Raw genomic sequence first — 16785 nt, forward strand, 5'->3', positions numbered from 1 at the left:
CGCAGGAGAGCTGGCAGCGTAGCGCCCGATGGCCGGCCTAGTGGTGGAAACCGGACCGCTGACCCTCGGTCGGCATCGGTCCCGTGAGGGCCTCAAGATACGTCACCTCCTCGCGCAGGTCGGCGAGGAATGCCGATGCGGTCTGGGGGTGCTCGACCATGTTCTTGTCGGCGGACTCGATGAACAGGCCGCCGGCGATGATCGGATTGAGCTCGACGCCCTTCGGCCCCTCACTGTCGTGTGCGGCTCGGCGTGTGTTCGTGACCATGGTCGCCCCTGTCGCTTGGTGCCCCGAGAACCTGGAACCCTCTCAGCCTATGAGCGGCGCGCTCACGGGTCGCGGGGCCGAAAGTCACCCATCACGTCGTTGCCGGGCTGGACGATGCCATAGCTGGACTCCGGAAAGGGATGCCATGCGCCGGCGAAGTCGCCCACGGGCTCGGACACCACGACGCGGGTCTCCTCGGACAGGCCGACGAACGCCGGGTTGTCGGGGTAGAGGAGGCGCAGGGTGGCCATCTCCGCGCTGACGTACAGCGTCCGGCTCTGGTGCTCGCTGGAGTAGCGGAACGACCACAGGCTCTCGCCGTCGGAGGTCGCCACGGTCATCTGCACGGGGTGCTCCACTCCGTGCCGGCGTCCGGTCGCCTCGACGAAGCCCACCATCCGTTCGACCGCCGTCACCGGATCGTCCGTGAGGCCGAAGGTCATCGCGAGGTGGAACATCACCTCGGAGTCGGTCGATCCCTCCATGGCGGGGTAGAGCGCCGGGTCGACGGCCAGGGTGAGGTCGCGCTTGAGCAGTGCGAAGTCGCGGATCGCCCCGTTGTGCATCCACAGCCAGCGGTCGTGCCGGAAGGGGTGGCAGTTGGTCTGCTGGACCGGTGAGCCGGTGCTGGCACGCAGGTGGGCGAAGAACAGGCCGGACGACGTCGACCGGGCGAGCTCGCGCAGGTTCTGGTCGTTCCACGCCGGTTCGATGCCGCGGAACAGGACCGGCACGTTGGGACCACGTGTGTCGGGCATGTCGCGCGTGGTCGTGTCCAGGCCGTACCAACCCACCCCGAAGCCGTCCCCGTTGGTGGCCTCGGCCCCCATCTGGGCGTGCAGGCTCTGGTCGATCAGGGAGGGCGATGGTCGGTAGAGCAGCTCTTCGAGCAGGATCGGACTACCTGAGTACGCCAGCCAACGACACATCATGTGCTCCTGTCATCCCGGGGCCGCCACCCGCAGTGTCACGCACATCGTCGTCGCACACACCGGACGAACGGCCCGTCAATCCTGCGCCCGGCCGAGCCTGGTGTGGGTTCGCAGCAACGACGCCACGACGACAGCGGTGAAGACGATGAGCGCGCTGACCACGGCACGGGCCGCCTGTCCCGTCGCGTGGACGTCCCCGAAGCCCACGGTGGCCATCGTGCTCACCGTGAAGTAGAGAGCGTCGATGCGCGTCCGGAGCCCGGAGATCTGCCCAGGGGCGAACAGCTCCATCAGGTAGAAGGTCATGGCGAACGCCACGACGACGAGCATCAGCATCATGGCCACTGCGCGGTCGCTGCGCCGCGTCGTGCCGTCACGCACGGCCCGGAGCTCGAGCACCATCATGTGGGCCAGCAGGATGAGCCCGGCGAACGTCAGGACCAGGCTGATCCCGATCACGGCGGGCGAGCTGTCCCACGTCACCGGCACGGCGAAGTAGACGAGCAGCAGGGCTACGGCCGTCCAACCTGGCCTGGCCCACGCCATCGCGTACCTCCTCTGGCGATCCGGAGACGCCGTGATGCCAGCGTACGTCCGGGTCGGAGGTCTCGGCGACGCCGACGACCGGGCGAAAGCGGCCCCGACTCTCGTAGAGTGCTGGCATGAGCACCAGCGGCGCCGCACCGATCACCGTCGGGGTCGACGACTCCCAGCACGCGGCCCTGGTCTTCGCCGCCGAGGAGGCCCGGATCCAGGGCTGCGCCGTGCGGGTGGTGCACGGCTTCATCGTGCCGCCGAGTCCACCGCAGGCCATGAGCGCGGCCTACGGCGTCGACATCGAGGGGTCATTTCGTGAGAGCGGTCGCGAGGTGCTGGCGGACGCCGTCCAGTACCTGACCTCCCGGTACGGGGACGTCACGGTCGAGCAGGTGCTCGAGCGCGGCCCGGCGTCGAGGGTCCTGATCGACGCCTCGGCGACATCACGACTCCTGGTGCTCGGCCAGGACGACGCGACACCGTGGTACTCCCGGCTGTTTCGCAGCCGGGTGTCGCGCGATCTGACCGTCGACGCGCTCTGCCCCGTGGTCGTGGTGCCCGACACCTGGAGCACCCGGACTCCCGCTGACGGAGTCACGCTGCTGCTCGACCAGCGATCCTCCGCGACGGGTGCGGTGCGGTTCGCGTTCGAGCACGCGTCCCGCCACGACGGCACGCTGCACGCCGTGCACGTGGGGGACACCGGCACCCGGGAAGGGCCAGACATGCGAACGCTGGTCGACTCCTGGTGCGCCAGGTACCCCGATGTGCAGGTGGCCACGAGCGTGGTCCCGGGTGCGCCGGACCCCTCGACGGTGACGTCGTTCGCGCGCACCGGGCTGCTGGTCCTCGGCCGTCCGCGCGAGCATCTCCTGCCCGGCCTGCCCGACAAGTCACTCGCCCGCGCGGTTCTCGAGCACGCCGGGTGCCCGGTGGCCGTCGTGCCGGACGACCACGACGTCTGAGGCCTGCCCATCGTCGGGATGCCCGTCCGTCCGGGAGCCGCTACGGTTCGGGGCACCGTACCGACCGTCGAGGGGACAACAACACCGTGCGTCGAGCTGTGCTGAGCGGGACTGTCGTGTTCATGATGCTGGCGTCGGCCGCATGCGGTGGTGACGACTCGTCGCCTGCGGGGAAGCTGACACCGACGCAGCCCTCGGCGTCGCCAGCCCCGGACGAGTTCGACCCGGATGACGTGGCGGGCATCGTCGGGGATACACCCACCGATGTCCGGTGGGACGTGCCGCAGGTTCCGGCGTCGTGGAAGTCGCTGCCGGTCGGCGCCGGTGAGCGACAGTGGCAGGTGGGAAGCGCCTGCGTCGTCACCTTGTCCCAGCCGGCCGGCCTGGGCACGGCGACCGAACCGACCCAGGACCAGGTGCTCGAGGAGTACGCCCGGCGCGTGGGCCAGGCCATCGGCCAGAAGCTCGACGTCACTGCCCGCACCAGCTCCATGTTCCCCTTGCGCACTGGCAACAGCGCGGTCACCGCGACGACGAAGGTGTCCCACGCGACGCTCACCGGTGGCGACGGTGTCGGTGGTGAGGTCTACGCCTATCGCAGTGGCGACTTCGCGCTCACGCTGACCACCGTCTGCGGCAAGGGTGCTTTCGACGAGACGAATGCATCCGCATTCCAGCCGTTCATCAGCGGGCTCGGCGTGGAGGCCGACTACTGAGCCGATCGGGACCGGGCCTCTGCCAGGCCGTGAAGGAGCTCGCGGTCGCTCACCAGCATCTCGGCCACGTCACGCAGGTGCTGATCGGACTCCTGGGAGAAACGTCTCAGCACCGAGAATGCATGATCGGCGTCGAGGCTGAATCGTCCCATGATCAGTCCCTGCGCCTGGCCGATGAGCGTGCGTGTCTCCAAGGCCTGCCGCAGCCCGCGCTCCCGGGTGGCGGCGGCGCCCATCACCGCTGCACTCTGGTCCGCCAAGATGCTTGCGAGCTCGGCATCCTCCGCCGAGAAGGCGTTCGGCGCCGAGCTGTACAGGTTGAGCGAACCGATCCGCGGACCGAGGCCGTGGAGCTCGGCAGACAGGATGCTCTTGAGCCCGAGCTGGGCGACGGCCGGCCCCCACCGAGGCCACCGTTCGTCCTCGCCGACCAGGCCCGACATCACGACGCGGGCGTGCCGCGTGGTGTCGACGCAGGGCCCCTCCTCGAGCTCGTACTGCATCAGGTCCGCGTCAACCACCATCGGATCGGTCGCGCCGATGGTCTCCAGACGTCCCCCGGCCTTGAGCAGGGTGATCGCGCCGGACCCGGCGCCCAGCGTCTCGACCGCGTACACGATGAGCTGCTCAGCGGTGTCGTCGAAGTCCTCGGCGGCGGTGAGTGCTGTGGCGAACTCCGCAAAACTGTCGGTGAAGTTGTTCATCCAGGCCTCCGGGCCGTGCGCGGGGGGCGCGGTTCCAGCACGCCGTTCCAGCCGATACTAGGTCATAAATCGCGTTGACGATCGGACCAATGTCCCGCCCCAGGTCCCAGCCGCCTGCCCAACACGCCGGCCCGCGGTGCCACCCACGGGTGCATCCCCGGCCCGGCCGTGGGGCGGCCCGAGGCGCCCGCGGCGCCTGTGGGTCAGGCCGGCGCCGACAGGCGGTCGGCGCCCGATGGGAGACGCTCGTCGGGGCATGCGGCCAGGACCCGCCGCATCGCATCGCGCTCGGCGGCTGTCACCCACAGCCGGTACTCGGCCTTGATCGCGACCTGACGGGCGACGTAGGCGCAGCGTGAGGACTTCAGCGGCGGGAGCCAGGTCGCGGCGTCCCCATCGCTCTTGGCCGAGTTGGTGGTCTCGTCGGTCGCCACCAGCTCGAGGAAGTCGTTGGCGAACTGCTCGCGGCGATCCGCGGTCCACTGCTGCGCGCCCTTCTGCCACGCATCGCTCAGCGCGACGACATGGTCGATCGGCACCTGGCGTGACGTGACGCTTCCGCGGGTGAAGGCGACGCTGCGTCCCGAGTACGGAGACACCAGGACGCCGCTCTGGACGACGCAGTCGCGGGTGCCCGGCTTGAGCGAGATGGCGGACAGGTCCCGGCGCAGGACGTCATTGCGCTGGTCGCAGCCGTTGCGGTCCAGATCGCGCCACGGCCGGCCGAACTGCTCGCGGGAGTACCCCGTCCTCGGTGCCCGGCCCTTCACCGCCAGCTGCGCGAGGGCCTCGGAGGCGAGGGCACCGGTCCCCGGTGCGCCGGCCACGTCCGGGGCTGAGGTCGCCGGCAGGTCCGACGGAGCCGCCTGCGACGCGTCCTCGCGGTCGATCCAGGAGTACCAGCCGAGGATGACCGCGGCGAGGACGACCGCCAGGAGGGCGACCGGTCGGGGAGTGCGTGGCATGGCTTCTTTCGGGGGTCGACGCGGGCGGTCGGCCAGTCTGGCACGGCCGCGTCCGGCGGCGGCACCTGGCTCGCGGGCGCCCGGTGTTGGCGTCGGTCACTACAGGATCTCGCCGGTCTCCTCCCATGACCGGGAGCCACACTTCGCCGATCGTGCATCCGGCAACGGGTTCGGGGCCGAAGTAGTGGTGATGGCCGGACTCGCCGGCCAACCTGGGAGGAAGTCTCATGAAACGAGCTCTGGCAGTGGCCGCGGTCGCACTGATGACCGCTACAGGTCTGGTCGCCACGACCACGACATCGGCCTCGGCGCACGGCACCCATCACTCGCGCTCCCACTCGAGTGACCACCGCTCGCACTCGGGGGCGGGGTACACGAAGGTCGTGGTCGCTCCCGCGGTCTACAACCTGGTCACCTCGGCCGGCATCACACCTGCCCCGCTCGCCGGTGCCACCGCGGCCCCCTTCAAGGGCACGCTCGCGGCCCGGTTCCCGATCACCGCGTACCGGCTGCGCGGGCTGCAGATCCGGCACAGTGGCGGGATCAGCCTGACCGCGGGGGCCGCCACGATCTCGCTGTCCAACTTCAACATCGACCTGGGACGGGGCCGGGTCAGTGGTGTCGTCGCCGGCTCGCCCGGGGACGTCGGTCGGGTCGACCTGTTCAAGATCAGGGGAACCGACCGCGCCGACCTCGGACTGGTCCGGCTGACCCTGACCAGCACGGCTGCCGGCGCGCTGAACGCCACCTTCGGCGTCAACGCGTTCGCCGAGAACGCGACGTTCGGGTACGCCACACCGCGGCCGTTCGCACGGCGCTAGCGGCCGAGGGGTCGTAGGGCCCCTGGAAGGTGACGAAGGGCCGTCGTCGGGACGCGTCATGCCAAGCAGGCTGGATGGCCGACGCGACTTCTGCGAAGGAGACGACGATGGACGACGGAGTCACCTCCACCCCGACGACGGCCCAGCGCCTCGGAGCCGAGGCGCTGGGCACGTTCTGGCTCGTGCTCGGCGGGTGCGGCACGGCGGTGCTGGCCGGTGACGAGGTCGGTGCCCTGGGCATCGCCTTCGCCTTCGGCCTGGCCGTGCTCACCGGTGCATACGCCTTCGGTCCGGTGTCCGGCGGACACTTCAACCCGGCGGTGTCGGTCGGCTTGGCGACGGCCGGCAGGTTCTCGTGGCGGGACGTGCCCGGATATGCAGCCGCGCAGGTGGTCGGCGCCAGCGTCGCCGGAGTACTGCTCCTGGTGATCGCCGAGGGCCAGCCGGGCTTCGACGCCGTGGAGAGCGGCTTCGCATCCAATGGCTACGGCGACCGCTCGCCGGGTGGTTACGGGCTCGGTGCGGTGCTGCTGACCGAGGTGTTGCTGACCGCATTCTTCCTGTTCGTGATCCTCGGGGTCTCGGCACGACGGGCCGCCGTGGGATTCTCCGGCCTCGCGATCGGGTTGGCGCTGACCCTCATCCACCTGATCAGCATCCCGGTCAGCAACACCTCGGTGAACCCGGCCCGCTCGCTGGGCGTCGCGTGGTTCGCCGGCGCCGATGCGCTGGCGCAGGTCTGGTTGTTCATCGTGGCGCCCCTGGTCGGTGCGGCCATCGCCGGCGCGGCCCACGCCACCTTGCTGGGCGACGAGCCGGAATGAGGGGCACAGTAGGCACGTGCCGCCCTCCGAGAAGCTGTCCTGGTTCCTGACTGCGGCGGAGCGCGGCAACCCCCGCACCCGCATCGACGCGGATCACCCGGGTGACCAGGCGTGGACCACGGGCAACGTCGTCCGTCCTCTCGTGCACGGCCGGACCTACTTCGCCGAGCTGTTCGAGCGCATCGAGGCGACCCGCGCGGGGGACCTCATCTACTTCACCGACTGGCAGGGCGATGCCGACGAACGGCTCACCGGCGAGCCCGGCAGCGAGGTCGTCGAGGTGCTGGGGCGAGCGGACGAGCGGGGCGTGGACGTGCGCGGCCTGGTGTGGCGATCACATTCCGAGGCGCTCGGATTCTCCTCCGGCGAGAACCGCCGACTCGGCAAGGAGCTGCAGGACCGCGGGGCCGAGGCCCTGCTGGACATGCGCGTGCGGATGGGTGGCTCGCACCACCAGAAGATGGTGGTCATCCGGCACCGCGACGACGCCAGCCGCGACATCGCGTACGTCGGCGGCATCGACCTGTGCCACTCGCGCCGCGACGACGCCGACCACGCAGGTGATCCCCAGGCGCTGCAGCTGGCCGCCGAGTACGGCTCGACCCCACCGTGGCACGACCTCCAGGCCGCGATCTCCGGGCCCGCGGTCCGCGACGTCGAGACGGTGTTCCGCGAGCGCTGGCAGGACCCGACGCCGCTGAGCCGCAGCCCGATCAACCTGCTCGCGGACGTGGTGCGGCGCCTCGACCGCAGCCCCGATCCGCTGCCCGAGCAGCAGCCCGCCCCGCCGGCGGTGGAGGGTGGCACCCATGCCGTCCAGCTGCTGAGGACGTACCCCGACCTGCGCCTGGGCCGGGACTACGACTTCGCCCACGGCGGTGAGCGCAGTGTCGCCCGCGGCTACAGCAAGGCCATCGGAAACGCCCGCCGCCTGGTCTACGTCGAGGACCAGTACCTGTGGGGCACCCGCATCGGTGACGTGTTCACCCGCGCCCTGCACGACAACCCGGACCTGCACGTCATCGTCGTCGTGCCGATGCACCCCGACAAGGAGGGGTTCAACCGGACCGCACAGCTGCTCGGCCGGCGCCGGGCGATGCTCGAGATGTTGGGAGCCGCCCCCGACCGGGTCGCCGTCTACGGCATCGAGAACCATGCGGGGACTCCGGTGTACGTCCACGCCAAGACCTGCATCGTCGACGACACGTGGGCCACGATCGGCTCGGACAACTTCAACCGGCGCTCGTGGACGCACGACTCCGAGCTGTCCGCCGCCGTCGTCGACCTGGCCGAGGAGGGATCGTTCGCGCAGTACCTGCGCCTGACGCTGGCCGCCGAGCACCTCGACCGCGACGACGTGCGCGACTGCGCCGATCCGTCGGTCATGTTCGAGACGTACGCGCGTGTCGCAGCCGATCTCGACCGCTGGCACGCGAGCGGACGAGTGGGCGTCCGGCCGGCCGGACGTCTCCGCCGCCTGGAGCCGCCCCGGCTCGGTCCGGTCCAGCGTCTCCTCGCGGCGATCCCGTACCGGGTGGTGCACGATCCTGACGGACGGCCGCGGCCCATCCGCGGCACCGATCGGTTCTGACGGGGCGCGACGGGTTCTCACAAACGTCCGCGACACCCTCGCGCGGCGGCTGCATCGTCCCGCCGGGTGTGATTCACTCCACAGACACGCGTCGTGCGCGTCCCGGACGCCTTGGGACGCCATCGTGTGCCCGTCCCACCCCGGGGACGAGAACGGGAGAATGCAGTGAAGCGAACTGTCCGAAGCGCCGCCCTCATCATCTCCGCCGTGGCGGTCAGCCTCGGTGCTGCCGCCTGCGGCGGACCGCCGGACAAGGACTCCGGCAGCGACACCAAGGCGTCCAGCGCGACGTCGGCGAAGGACCTCGGCGGCATGGACGCGCTGGTCAAGGCCGCCAAGAAGGAGGGCCAGCTCAACGTCATCGCCCTGCCGCCCACCTGGGCCAACTACGGCAAGATCATCGACGCGTTCGAGGACAAGTACGACATCAAGATCAACTCCGCGCAGCCCGATGCGGCCAGCCAGGACGAGATCAACGCCGCCAACACGCTCAAGGGCACCAAGCGCGCCCCCGACGTGTTCGACCTGGGCCAGTCCGTCGCCCTGGCCAACACCTCGATGTTCGCGCCCTACAAGGTGGCGACGTTCGACTCGATCCCCGAGGAGTTCAAGGACCCCGACGGCACCTGGGTCAACGACTACGGCGGATTCATGTCGATCGGCTTCGACACCACGAAGGTTCCCGAGGTCACGGGTATCGACGACCTGCTCGGCTCGGAGTTCAAGGGCAAGGTCGCGCTCAACGGTGACCCGACGCAGGCCGGCGCCGCCTTCAGCGGGGTCGTGATGGCGTCGATCGCCAACGGCGGATCGGCCGACGACATCGCCCCGGGTGTCAGCTACTTCGAGAAGCTCAAGAAGGCCGGCAACTTCCTGCCGGTCGACCCGACCCCGGCCACGATCGAGTCGGGGCAGACGCCCGTCGTGATCGACTGGGACTACACGAATGCCGCCGAGACGGCCAAGCTGCCGTCCTGGAAGGTCGTCGTGCCCGAGGGCGCGGCCGTCGGCGGCTACTACTACCAGGCGATCAACAAGGACGCCCCCCACCCGGCGGCCGCCCGCCTGTGGCAGGAGTTCCTGTACTCCGACGAGGGACAGAACCTCTACCTGGGCGGTGGCGCACGCCCCGTGCGTGCCGATGCGATGAAGGCCGACGGCACCCTGGACGAGGCGCTCTACGCCAAGCTGCCCGAGGTGCAGGGCGACCCGGTCCTGCTGACCGAGGAGCAGACCAAGACGGCGGCCGACTACCTCTCGAAGAACTGGTCCAAGGTTGCCGGCTGATCGATCGACGGTGAGCCGAAGAGTCCGGCGCCTGGCCCCCGCACTGGGCCTGGTGCCGTTCTTCGGCTACCTGACGATCTTCCTGCTGATCCCCACGGGGGCCGTCGTGGTCGGGGCGTTCGTCGAGCAGGACCGGGCCAGCCTGTCCAACATCCGCGCTCTCGGCGACGAGGTCGTGCTGCGCACGCTGTGGCACAGCGTCGTGCTGTCGGCCGAGAGCGCCGTCGTCGGGGCGGTGCTGGGCGGCCTGTTGGCCTATGCGGTGGTCACCGGCCGGCCCGATGGCCTGCTGCGCCGATCGGTGACCAGCGCCTGCGGGGTGCTGGCCCAGTTCGGCGGCGTCACGCTCGCCTTCGCCTTCATCGCGACCCTCGGCTTCTCCGGCGTCGTCACCGAGGCCGGACGCGATCTGCTGGGCATCGACCTGTTCGGCAGCGGCTGGTTGTTCGGGCTCAAGGGCCTGACGCTGGTCTACACCTACTTCCAGATCCCCCTGATGGTGATCGTCTTCCTGCCCTCGCTGGACGGCATGCGCGTCCAGTGGCGTGAGGCGGCCGAGAGCCTGGGCGCGTCGACGTGGCAGTTCTGGCGGTACATCGCCGGGCCGCTGCTGCTGCCCGCCTTCCTCGGCTCGACGCTGCTGCTGTTCGCCAACGCCTTCGCGGCCTACGCCACGGCAGCGGCGCTGGTCAGCCAGGGAAGCCCGATCCTGCCGCTGCTGATCCGCAACGCCCTGACCAGCGAGATCGTGCTGGGCCAGAGCCACCTGGCCTTCGCGCTGGCACTCGACATGATCGTCGTGGTCGTCATCGTGATGACGCTGTACGCCTTGCTCCTGCGCCGGACGTCGAGGTGGCTGCGATGAGCACCGCACGCGTCCGCGCCCGCCGGCGGCTGCAGGCGTTCCGCATCGCCGTCTTCGCGGTGCTGGGCCTGTTCTTCCTGATCCCGCTCGGTTCGATGGCGGCCTACAGCGTGCGGGTGCCCGGCGGCGGCCGGACGCTGGAGTTCTGGAAGCAGCTGGGCCAGGACCCCGACCTGCGCAGCGCGATCGTGACCTCGCTCGAGCTCGCATTCCTCACCGTCGTGCTGATGCTGGTGCTGCTGGTCCCGACGATGATCTGGGTGCGGCTGCGGGTGCCACAGATGTCGCGGATCGTGGAGTTCCTGTGCCTGCTGCCCCTGACGATTCCCGCGATCGTGCTGGTCGTCGGGCTCAAGGGCGTCTACGCGTGGGTGACCTACTTCTTCGGCGACACCAGCCTGACGCTGACCTTCGCCTATGTCGTGCTGGTGCTGCCGTACGCGTACCGGGCCATCGACGCCGGGCTCGCCTCGATCGACGTGGTCACCTTGTCCGAGGCCGCCCGCAGCCTGGGGGCGAGCTGGTTCACCGTGATCACCCGCGTCATCGTGCCCAACATCGGCGCGGCGCTGCTGTCCGCGGCCTTCGTGTCGGTGGCCCTCGTGCTGGGCGAGTTCACGCTGGCGTCACTGCTGAACTACACGAATCTGCAGGTGGTCATCAACCTGCTGGGCAAGAGCGACAGCCAGACGTCCGTGGCGGCCTCGCTGGCCTCGCTGGTGTTCGCCTTCCTGCTGCTGATCGCGTTGTCGTTCGTCGGACGTCGCCGCGGCGCGCGCCGCGCGAGCCGCGATCTCGTGCCGGCGCCGCAACCATCCATGACGCAACCATCCAAGAAACGGGGCTGACCCATGACCGCGACGACAGAGGCTGCACGGGCGGGCCTGGAGATCCGGTTGGAGGACCTGCGCCGAAGCTTCGGGGGCGTGACAGCGCTGGACGGAATGTCCCTGTCCCTGGCGCCCGGCGAGCTGGTCGCGCTGCTGGGACCGTCCGGCTGCGGAAAGACCACGGCCCTGCGGATCGTGGCCGGGCTCGACGAGCCCGATGCGGGCCGGGTCGTCGTGGGTGACCGCGACGTCACGGACGTCCCCGCCAGCAAGCGCGACATGGGCATGGTGTTCCAGGCCTACAGCCTGTTCCCGCACATGACGGCGCAGCAGAACGTGGAGTTCGGGCTCAAGCTGCGTGGCCACGACGGCCGCAGGCGGCGGGCCCGCGCCACCGAGGTGCTGGAGCTCGTCGGCCTGTCGGCCCACAAGGACAAGTACGCCAGCCAGATGTCCGGCGGGCAGCAGCAGCGTGTCGCGCTGGCCCGTGCCCTGGCGATCGAGCCGTCGGTCCTGCTGCTGGACGAGCCGCTGTCGGCGCTGGACGCCAAGGTGCGCGCCCAGCTGCGGGACGAGATCCGCCGGGTCCAGCTGGAGGTCGGCACCACGACGTTGTTCGTGACCCACGACCAGGAGGAGGCCCTGGCGATCGCCGATCGGGTCGGGGTCATGAACCAGGGCCGGCTCGAGCAGCTGGATGCGCCCGAGGTCCTCTACTCACGACCCGCCAGCGCATTCGTGGCGTCCTTCGTGGGCCTGATGAACCGGGTCCCGTGCCAGGTGCGCGACGGACGGGCCGAGGTGCTGGGCCGGCGGGTGAGCACCCTCGCCGGCTCGATCGACAGCGGCAGCGGTGTCGCGCTGGTCCGGCCGGAGCAGCTGACGATCATCGACCAGCCGGGCGGCAGCCCGGGCGCCGTCGTGCACCTGAGCTTCCTCGGCTCGTACTCGCGCATCACGGTCCGACGTCCCGACGGGACCGAGCTGCTCGTGCAGGTTCCGGCATCGACCGCTCCGACGCTGCGGGTGGGCAGCACCGTCTCGGTGAGCCTGCTGGCCACGGACGTGCTGGTGTCCGCCGCCGATGTCTGACGACGTCGGCGACCCGCCCGCGACCTCTGCGAGCCTAGGGAGCATGGTCCTCGCGCTAGGGGTCGCTCTCCTCTGAGAGCCGGGTCGCGGTCCCGCATACGTTCGAGGTCCTGCTCACTGCACAGGGGGATCAACGATGTCTGTGGCGCGTGGTGGCGACATGGGGCCTCAGGGAACTGCGCTGAGCTGCATGGTGTCGGCTGCACCGGCCGGACCCGGACTGGATGCCCTCCTTGACGGCAAGCTCTCAGTGCCCGGACGTCGTCCCGGCCTCGTGACCCGGGCGGCGCTGGCGGACACGGCGTGGGACACCGAGGCAGCCACTGTCGGCGTCACCGCGCCGGCAGGCTACGGGAAGTCGACGCTGTTGATCGAACGGGCCCACGTCGAGCGTCGGAAGGTCGGGTGGATCTCGCTCGACGCGATCGACGACCATCCGAGCACGCTGCTCTTCTTGCTCGCGTCGGCATTCGAGCGAGCGGTTCCGGGGCAGAGCGGTCTCGCCGCCGCCATCAGCGGCATGGGCGCCGCCACGCTGCGGTGTGGCGCCCCGCGTCTCGCGGCGGCGTTCCGACAGGCCCCGGCCCCGTTCGTCCTCCTGATCGATGACCTGCACGAGGTCACGTCGTCCGACTGCCATGACGTCTTGGGTGACGTGCTGGGAGCGGTACCTCCGGGCTGTCAGGTGGTGACGGCCAGCCGGCACGAGCAACCGCATCTTGCTCGCCTGCGCGTGGCAGGAGGCGTGGTCGAGCTCGCAGCCCGGGATCTCACCCTCGACGCGGCTGCGGCCGTGCGGATCTTCGCCACGGCCGGGGTCGCGATCGATCTGCCCCGCGCACATGAGGTGGTCGAACGGACCGAGGGCTGGCCGGCAGGGCTTCAGCTGGCGGCTCTCGTCGCGGGTGAGGAGGAGGACGGTGCGCCGGGTGTGACCGGGACGGACCGCTACGTCTCGGACTACTTGGAGCGCGAGGTCTTCCGGCGGCTCGAGCCGGCCGAGCAACGATTCCTACGCCGCACCGCCGTTCTCGACGAGCTGCACGGCCCGCTGTGCGATGTCGTCCTGGGGGAGCCGGACACCCAGGACCGCCTGCGAAACCTAGAGGCGGCGAGTGCCTTCCTCGTGCCGTTGGACCGGCGCAGGGAGTGGTACCGCTGCCACACCCTCTTCCGTGAGTTCCTGCTCGGTGAGCTTCGTCGGCACGAACCTGCGCTGATCGAGAAGCTGAACCTGCGGGCTGCGGACTGGTTCGAGTCCCACGACGCACCGGCTGCGGCGGTGGAGCACCTCCTGGCCACACACGAGCAGCGCAGGTGCACCGAGCTGGTCACCGAGCTCGTGCAGTCCGAGTACGGGAGTGGACACGCATCGACAGTCCAACGGTGGATGAAGACGCTCGGCGACTCCGCGATCGAGGCGTACCCGCCACTGGCGGTCCTGGCGGGGTGGGTCGCTGCGTGGGAGGGCGGGACCGTCGAGGCGCTGCGGTGGGCGGCGGTGGCGGACGACGCCTTCGATTCCTTGGCGAGGACCGACCGGAGGGCGTCCTTCGCAGCCTCCCGATCGGTGCTGCGGGCCATGATGTGTGCCGGGGGTCACGAACAGATGGTGGCCGACGCCGAGCTCGCCACAGGGGACGAGGAGTGGGGAGCGTGGCGCCCATCCGCCCTCTGCGTCCTCGCGGAGGCCCGCCTGCTCGCCGGCGAGCAGGCTCGAGCCGAGATGCTGTTCGAGGACGCGTCGCGGGTCGGGCTCGCGATGGGCGACTCGGTCCCGGTCGCCCTCAGCGAGTCGGGCCTGGCCCTCATCGCGATGGATGATGGTCGCTGGGACGAGGCATCCGCGCACGTCGAGCTTGCGCTGAGCACGATCGAACAGCACCACCTGAATGACTGTGCGATCAGTCTGATGCCCTGTGCGGTCGCGGCTCGACTCGCCGTGCACCGGGGGGACCTGACGCAGGCCGACCTCCAGATCGCGCGCGGCATGAGGGTCAGGTCGGCGTCCACGTTCGTGTTCCCGTGCCTCGCGACGAGGGGTCGACTCCAGCTCGCCCGGGCGTGCTGGACCCGCGGTGACCACGAGGGCGCCAGGGTTCTTCTGCGGGAGATCGACGATGTCCTCCGACGCCGTCCGGGGCTGGGAACGCTGGTCGGGGAGATCGCCGCGTTCCGTGAGATGACGACGTCGGCGACGCCCGGGGCCGCGCCCCGTGGGGCGGCTCTGACCCCGGCCGAGCTGCGCGTCCTTCCGTATCTCCAGACTCATTTGCGGATCGCCGACATCGCTCAACGCCTCCACGTGTCTCGTAACACCGTCGCGACCGAGGTCTCAGCGGTGTATCGCAAGCTCGGCGTCACCTCGCGAGGCGAGGCAGTCAGTCAGGCGACGCTGCTGGGCCTGTTGGGAGGGTGACCCCCGGCGGCCACATCGACAGTGGGTCGGTCAGCCTCGACCGACCCACTGTCGATGTGCTCCCATCAGTGGTGGAAGGCGGTTCCCTCCTCGGCCGTCAGCGACTCCTTGGGTCCGTGCTTGTCGAGCATCGCCAGCGACCGGCGGTAGTCATCGAGCAGCAGCGAGGCCATGTCCCGGCTGAAGTCGTGACGCACCAGGATGCGCTGGATGGCCAGGTCCTCCCGATCGGGGGGCAACGTGTAGGCGGGAACCTGCCAACCGCGAGTGCGTAGCCGATCGGCCAGGTCGAACAGGTTGAATCCGTGGTCGATGCCCTCCTTGAGCTTCCAGGTGAGTCCCGGGATGCCGCCGCGGCCGTCGTAGATCATCTCGAACGGACCCATCTGGGCGATCTCGTCGGCGAGGTACCGCGCCGTCTCGTAACCCGCTTGGTGGATCTTGCGGTAGCCCTCACGGCCCAGCCGCAGGAAGTTGTAGTACTGCGCGACGATCTGCCCGCCGGGGCGCGAGAAGTTCAGCGCGAACACGGCCATGTCGCCGCCGAGATAGTTGACGTGGAAGACCAGGTCGTCCGGCAGCTCCTTGGCATCTCGCCACACGACCCACCCCACGCCCAGCGGCGCCAGGCCGAACTTGTGCCCCGAGGCGTTGATCGACTTCACGCGCGGCAGGCGGAAGTCCCAGACCAGGTCCGGCTCGACGAAGGGGGCGATGAATCCGCCGCTTGCCCCGTCGACATGCATCGGGACGTCGAGGCCGGTGTCCTCCTGGAGCTTGTCCAGCGCCGCTGCGACGTCTGCCACGGGCTCGTACTGGCAGGTGAACGTGACACCCAGCGTCGGGACGACGCCGATCGTGTTCTCGTCGACGCGCTTGAGCACTTCCTCGGGGTTCATGAGCAGACGGTCTCCCTCCATCGGGATCTCGCGGTGCTCGATGTCCCAGTAGCGGGTGAACTTGTGCCAGCAGATCTGGACCGGGCCGGTGACCAGATTGGGCCGGTCGGTGGACTTGCCCTCGGCACGTCGGCGCTCGCGCCACTTCCACAACAGGGCCATCCCGCCGAGCATCGCCGCCTCGCTCGACCCGGTGGTGGAGGTGCCCATCGTGTCTTCTGCTTCGGGGCTGTTCCAGAGGTCGGCAAGCATGTGTACGCACCGGGCCTCGAGCTCGGCGGTCTGGGGATATTCGTCCTTGTCGATCATGTTCTTGTCGACCGACAATGCCATCAGCTCGTCGATCTCGGGCTCGACCCACGTCTGGCAGAACGTCGCCAGGTTCTGGCGCGAGTTCCCGTCGAGCATCAGCTCATCGTGCACGACCTGATAGACGTGCCGCGCCACGTGCTCGTCCGCGGGGAACCGGTACTTGGGCATCGGGACCGACAGGTCAGTCGAGGCGAAGACATCGTCCTCAAGAGCTCCGCGGATCGAATTCTTGTTGTGCAGCATGGATGTTGCTCCTCGAGTCAGCGCATGGATGCGCGGTTGGTTGGGTGCGGTGGCGGTTGGTGCTCGTCTGGCTATGAGGTCGGGATGGTGTCGTCCGTTTCCAGCTCACCGAGCACGTTGCGCAGCGAGCCGGCCTTGTCCGGGCAGTAGGTGGCGACCACCGCGATGTCATAGGCGACGACGCTGGGGTCGAGCCTGACTCGGCGCAGGTTTAGGGAGTTGCTGCCGAACTGGGACAGCGACAACTTGTGCTGAAGCTCGTCCACGTTCTTGCAGCTCACCCCGCCGTCGGTGCCGTAGAGAGCCGTGGCGGTTTCCTGGTCGACCGGGGGGAGCTCGAGCCGGGCAAGCTTGGCGTTGAGCTCGTCGGCGAGCCGTTCGGCTCGGGCGCTGCCGGGGTCGCTCGCTGTCCCCGCAGGCGTGCACGCGGAGAGCCCGATACCCAGTGCCGCCGCCACCATCACCGTGCGCAGCCAGGTCATATGAGTGGGAGCTGATCGTTTGGCGGTCATCGG

Annotated in this window: 17 protein-coding genes; 10 read left to right on the forward strand and 7 right to left on the reverse strand. The window is 69.6% G+C overall.

The window, feature by feature from the left end; translation table 11 throughout:
• Positions 1-37 precede the first annotated feature (37 nt).
• From NQV15_RS08995 to NQV15_RS09005, 3 genes are all read right to left on the reverse strand, one after another.
• On the reverse strand, positions 38-268 hold the full coding sequence (locus tag NQV15_RS08995) for a hypothetical protein (protein ID WP_232399484.1): 231 nt from the start codon (positions 266-268) through the stop codon (positions 38-40).
• 62 nt (positions 269-330) lie between these two features.
• A complete protein-coding gene (locus tag NQV15_RS09000; RefSeq protein ID WP_232399485.1) occupies positions 331-1197 on the reverse strand; it encodes a class II glutamine amidotransferase in 867 nt (288 codons plus the stop codon).
• 78 nt (positions 1198-1275) lie between these two features.
• Positions 1276-1746, reverse strand: coding sequence for an ion channel (locus NQV15_RS09005; protein ID WP_232399486.1), 471 nt, complete (start codon positions 1744-1746; stop codon positions 1276-1278).
• 116 nt (positions 1747-1862) lie between these two features.
• Between NQV15_RS09005 and NQV15_RS09010 the strand changes: the two genes are divergently transcribed.
• Complete coding sequence (locus NQV15_RS09010; RefSeq protein ID WP_232399487.1) at positions 1863-2702, forward strand: universal stress protein; 840 nt, start codon at positions 1863-1865, stop codon at positions 2700-2702.
• A gap of 86 nt (positions 2703-2788) precedes the next feature.
• Positions 2789-3418, forward strand: coding sequence for a hypothetical protein (locus NQV15_RS09015; protein ID WP_232399488.1), 630 nt, complete (start codon positions 2789-2791; stop codon positions 3416-3418).
• Here the strand turns inward: NQV15_RS09015 and NQV15_RS09020 are convergent.
• Both NQV15_RS09020 and NQV15_RS09025 read right to left on the reverse strand, forming a co-directional pair.
• Complete coding sequence (locus NQV15_RS09020; RefSeq protein ID WP_232399489.1) at positions 3412-4122, reverse strand: GAF and ANTAR domain-containing protein; 711 nt, start codon at positions 4120-4122, stop codon at positions 3412-3414. The genes NQV15_RS09015 and NQV15_RS09020 overlap by 7 nt on opposite strands.
• A gap of 203 nt (positions 4123-4325) precedes the next feature.
• Positions 4326-5087, reverse strand: coding sequence for an HNH endonuclease family protein (locus NQV15_RS09025; protein WP_232399490.1), 762 nt, complete (start codon positions 5085-5087; stop codon positions 4326-4328).
• 227 nt (positions 5088-5314) lie between these two features.
• Between NQV15_RS09025 and NQV15_RS09030 the strand changes: the two genes are divergently transcribed.
• The 8 genes from NQV15_RS09030 (at position 5315) to NQV15_RS09065 (ending at position 14816) form a co-directional block, all read left to right on the forward strand.
• Positions 5315-5908, forward strand: coding sequence for a hypothetical protein (locus NQV15_RS09030; protein ID WP_232399491.1), 594 nt, complete (start codon positions 5315-5317; stop codon positions 5906-5908).
• A 107-nt stretch (positions 5909-6015) separates the two neighbouring features.
• A complete protein-coding gene (gene aqpZ / locus NQV15_RS09035) occupies positions 6016-6732 on the forward strand; it encodes an aquaporin Z (protein ID WP_232399492.1) in 717 nt (238 codons plus the stop codon).
• A gap of 16 nt (positions 6733-6748) precedes the next feature.
• Complete coding sequence (locus tag NQV15_RS09040) at positions 6749-8323, forward strand: phospholipase D family protein (RefSeq protein WP_232399493.1); 1575 nt, start codon at positions 6749-6751, stop codon at positions 8321-8323.
• 165 nt (positions 8324-8488) lie between these two features.
• A complete protein-coding gene (locus NQV15_RS09045) occupies positions 8489-9610 on the forward strand; it encodes an ABC transporter substrate-binding protein (protein WP_232399494.1) in 1122 nt (373 codons plus the stop codon).
• A 10-nt stretch (positions 9611-9620) separates the two neighbouring features.
• The gene (locus NQV15_RS09050; protein WP_232399495.1) at positions 9621-10475 is read left to right on the forward strand and encodes an ABC transporter permease; all 855 of its coding nucleotides are present in this window, start codon (positions 9621-9623) and stop codon (positions 10473-10475) included.
• Positions 10472-11323 (forward strand): ABC transporter permease, encoded by an 852-nt coding sequence (locus NQV15_RS09055; protein WP_232399496.1) that lies wholly within the window; start codon positions 10472-10474, stop codon positions 11321-11323. The genes NQV15_RS09050 and NQV15_RS09055 overlap by 4 nt, the downstream gene beginning before the upstream one ends.
• Positions 11324-11326: 3 nt before the next feature.
• Positions 11327-12397, forward strand: a complete 1071-nt coding sequence (locus tag NQV15_RS09060; RefSeq protein ID WP_232399497.1) for an ABC transporter ATP-binding protein — start codon at positions 11327-11329, stop codon at positions 12395-12397.
• 190 nt (positions 12398-12587) lie between these two features.
• Positions 12588-14816, forward strand: a complete 2229-nt coding sequence (locus NQV15_RS09065; RefSeq protein WP_232399498.1) for a helix-turn-helix transcriptional regulator — start codon at positions 12588-12590, stop codon at positions 14814-14816.
• Positions 14817-14881: 65 nt separating this feature from the next.
• Here NQV15_RS09065 and NQV15_RS09070 read toward each other — a convergent pair whose 3' ends face one another.
• Together NQV15_RS09070 and NQV15_RS09075 are read right to left on the reverse strand one after the other, a co-directional pair.
• Positions 14882-16270, reverse strand: a complete 1389-nt coding sequence (locus NQV15_RS09070; protein WP_232399499.1) for a glutamate decarboxylase — start codon at positions 16268-16270, stop codon at positions 14882-14884.
• A 71-nt stretch (positions 16271-16341) separates the two neighbouring features.
• On the reverse strand, positions 16342-16752 hold the full coding sequence (locus NQV15_RS09075) for a hypothetical protein (RefSeq protein ID WP_232399500.1): 411 nt from the start codon (positions 16750-16752) through the stop codon (positions 16342-16344).
• Between the last annotated feature and the right edge of the window lie 33 nt (positions 16753-16785).

It is taken from the genome of Aeromicrobium wangtongii (assembly GCF_024584515.1).
GTDB classification, from domain to species: Bacteria; Actinomycetota; Actinomycetes; order Propionibacteriales; family Nocardioidaceae; genus Aeromicrobium; species Aeromicrobium wangtongii.

Coding starts and splice junctions, on each gene's coding strand:
- NQV15_RS09030 (WP_232399491.1), top strand. CDS start 5,315: ATGAAACGAGCTCTGGCAGTGGCCGCGGTCGCACTGATGACCGCTACA.
- NQV15_RS09075 (WP_232399500.1), bottom strand. CDS start 16,752: ATGACCTGGCTGCGCACGGTGATGGTGGCGGCGGCACTGGGTATCGGG.
- NQV15_RS09020 (WP_232399489.1), bottom strand. CDS start 4,122: ATGAACAACTTCACCGACAGTTTTGCGGAGTTCGCCACAGCACTCACC.
- NQV15_RS09070 (WP_232399499.1), bottom strand. CDS start 16,270: ATGCTGCACAACAAGAATTCGATCCGCGGAGCTCTTGAGGACGATGTC.
- NQV15_RS09055 (WP_232399496.1), top strand. CDS start 10,472: ATGAGCACCGCACGCGTCCGCGCCCGCCGGCGGCTGCAGGCGTTCCGC.
- NQV15_RS08995 (WP_232399484.1), bottom strand. CDS start 268: ATGGTCACGAACACACGCCGAGCCGCACACGACAGTGAGGGGCCGAAG.
- aqpZ (WP_232399492.1), top strand. CDS start 6,016: ATGGACGACGGAGTCACCTCCACCCCGACGACGGCCCAGCGCCTCGGA.
- NQV15_RS09000 (WP_232399485.1), bottom strand. CDS start 1,197: ATGTGTCGTTGGCTGGCGTACTCAGGTAGTCCGATCCTGCTCGAAGAG.
- NQV15_RS09060 (WP_232399497.1), top strand. CDS start 11,327: ATGACCGCGACGACAGAGGCTGCACGGGCGGGCCTGGAGATCCGGTTG.
- NQV15_RS09005 (WP_232399486.1), bottom strand. CDS start 1,746: ATGGCGTGGGCCAGGCCAGGTTGGACGGCCGTAGCCCTGCTGCTCGTC.
- NQV15_RS09025 (WP_232399490.1), bottom strand. CDS start 5,087: ATGCCACGCACTCCCCGACCGGTCGCCCTCCTGGCGGTCGTCCTCGCC.
- NQV15_RS09065 (WP_232399498.1), top strand. CDS start 12,588: ATGGTGTCGGCTGCACCGGCCGGACCCGGACTGGATGCCCTCCTTGAC.
- NQV15_RS09010 (WP_232399487.1), top strand. CDS start 1,863: ATGAGCACCAGCGGCGCCGCACCGATCACCGTCGGGGTCGACGACTCC.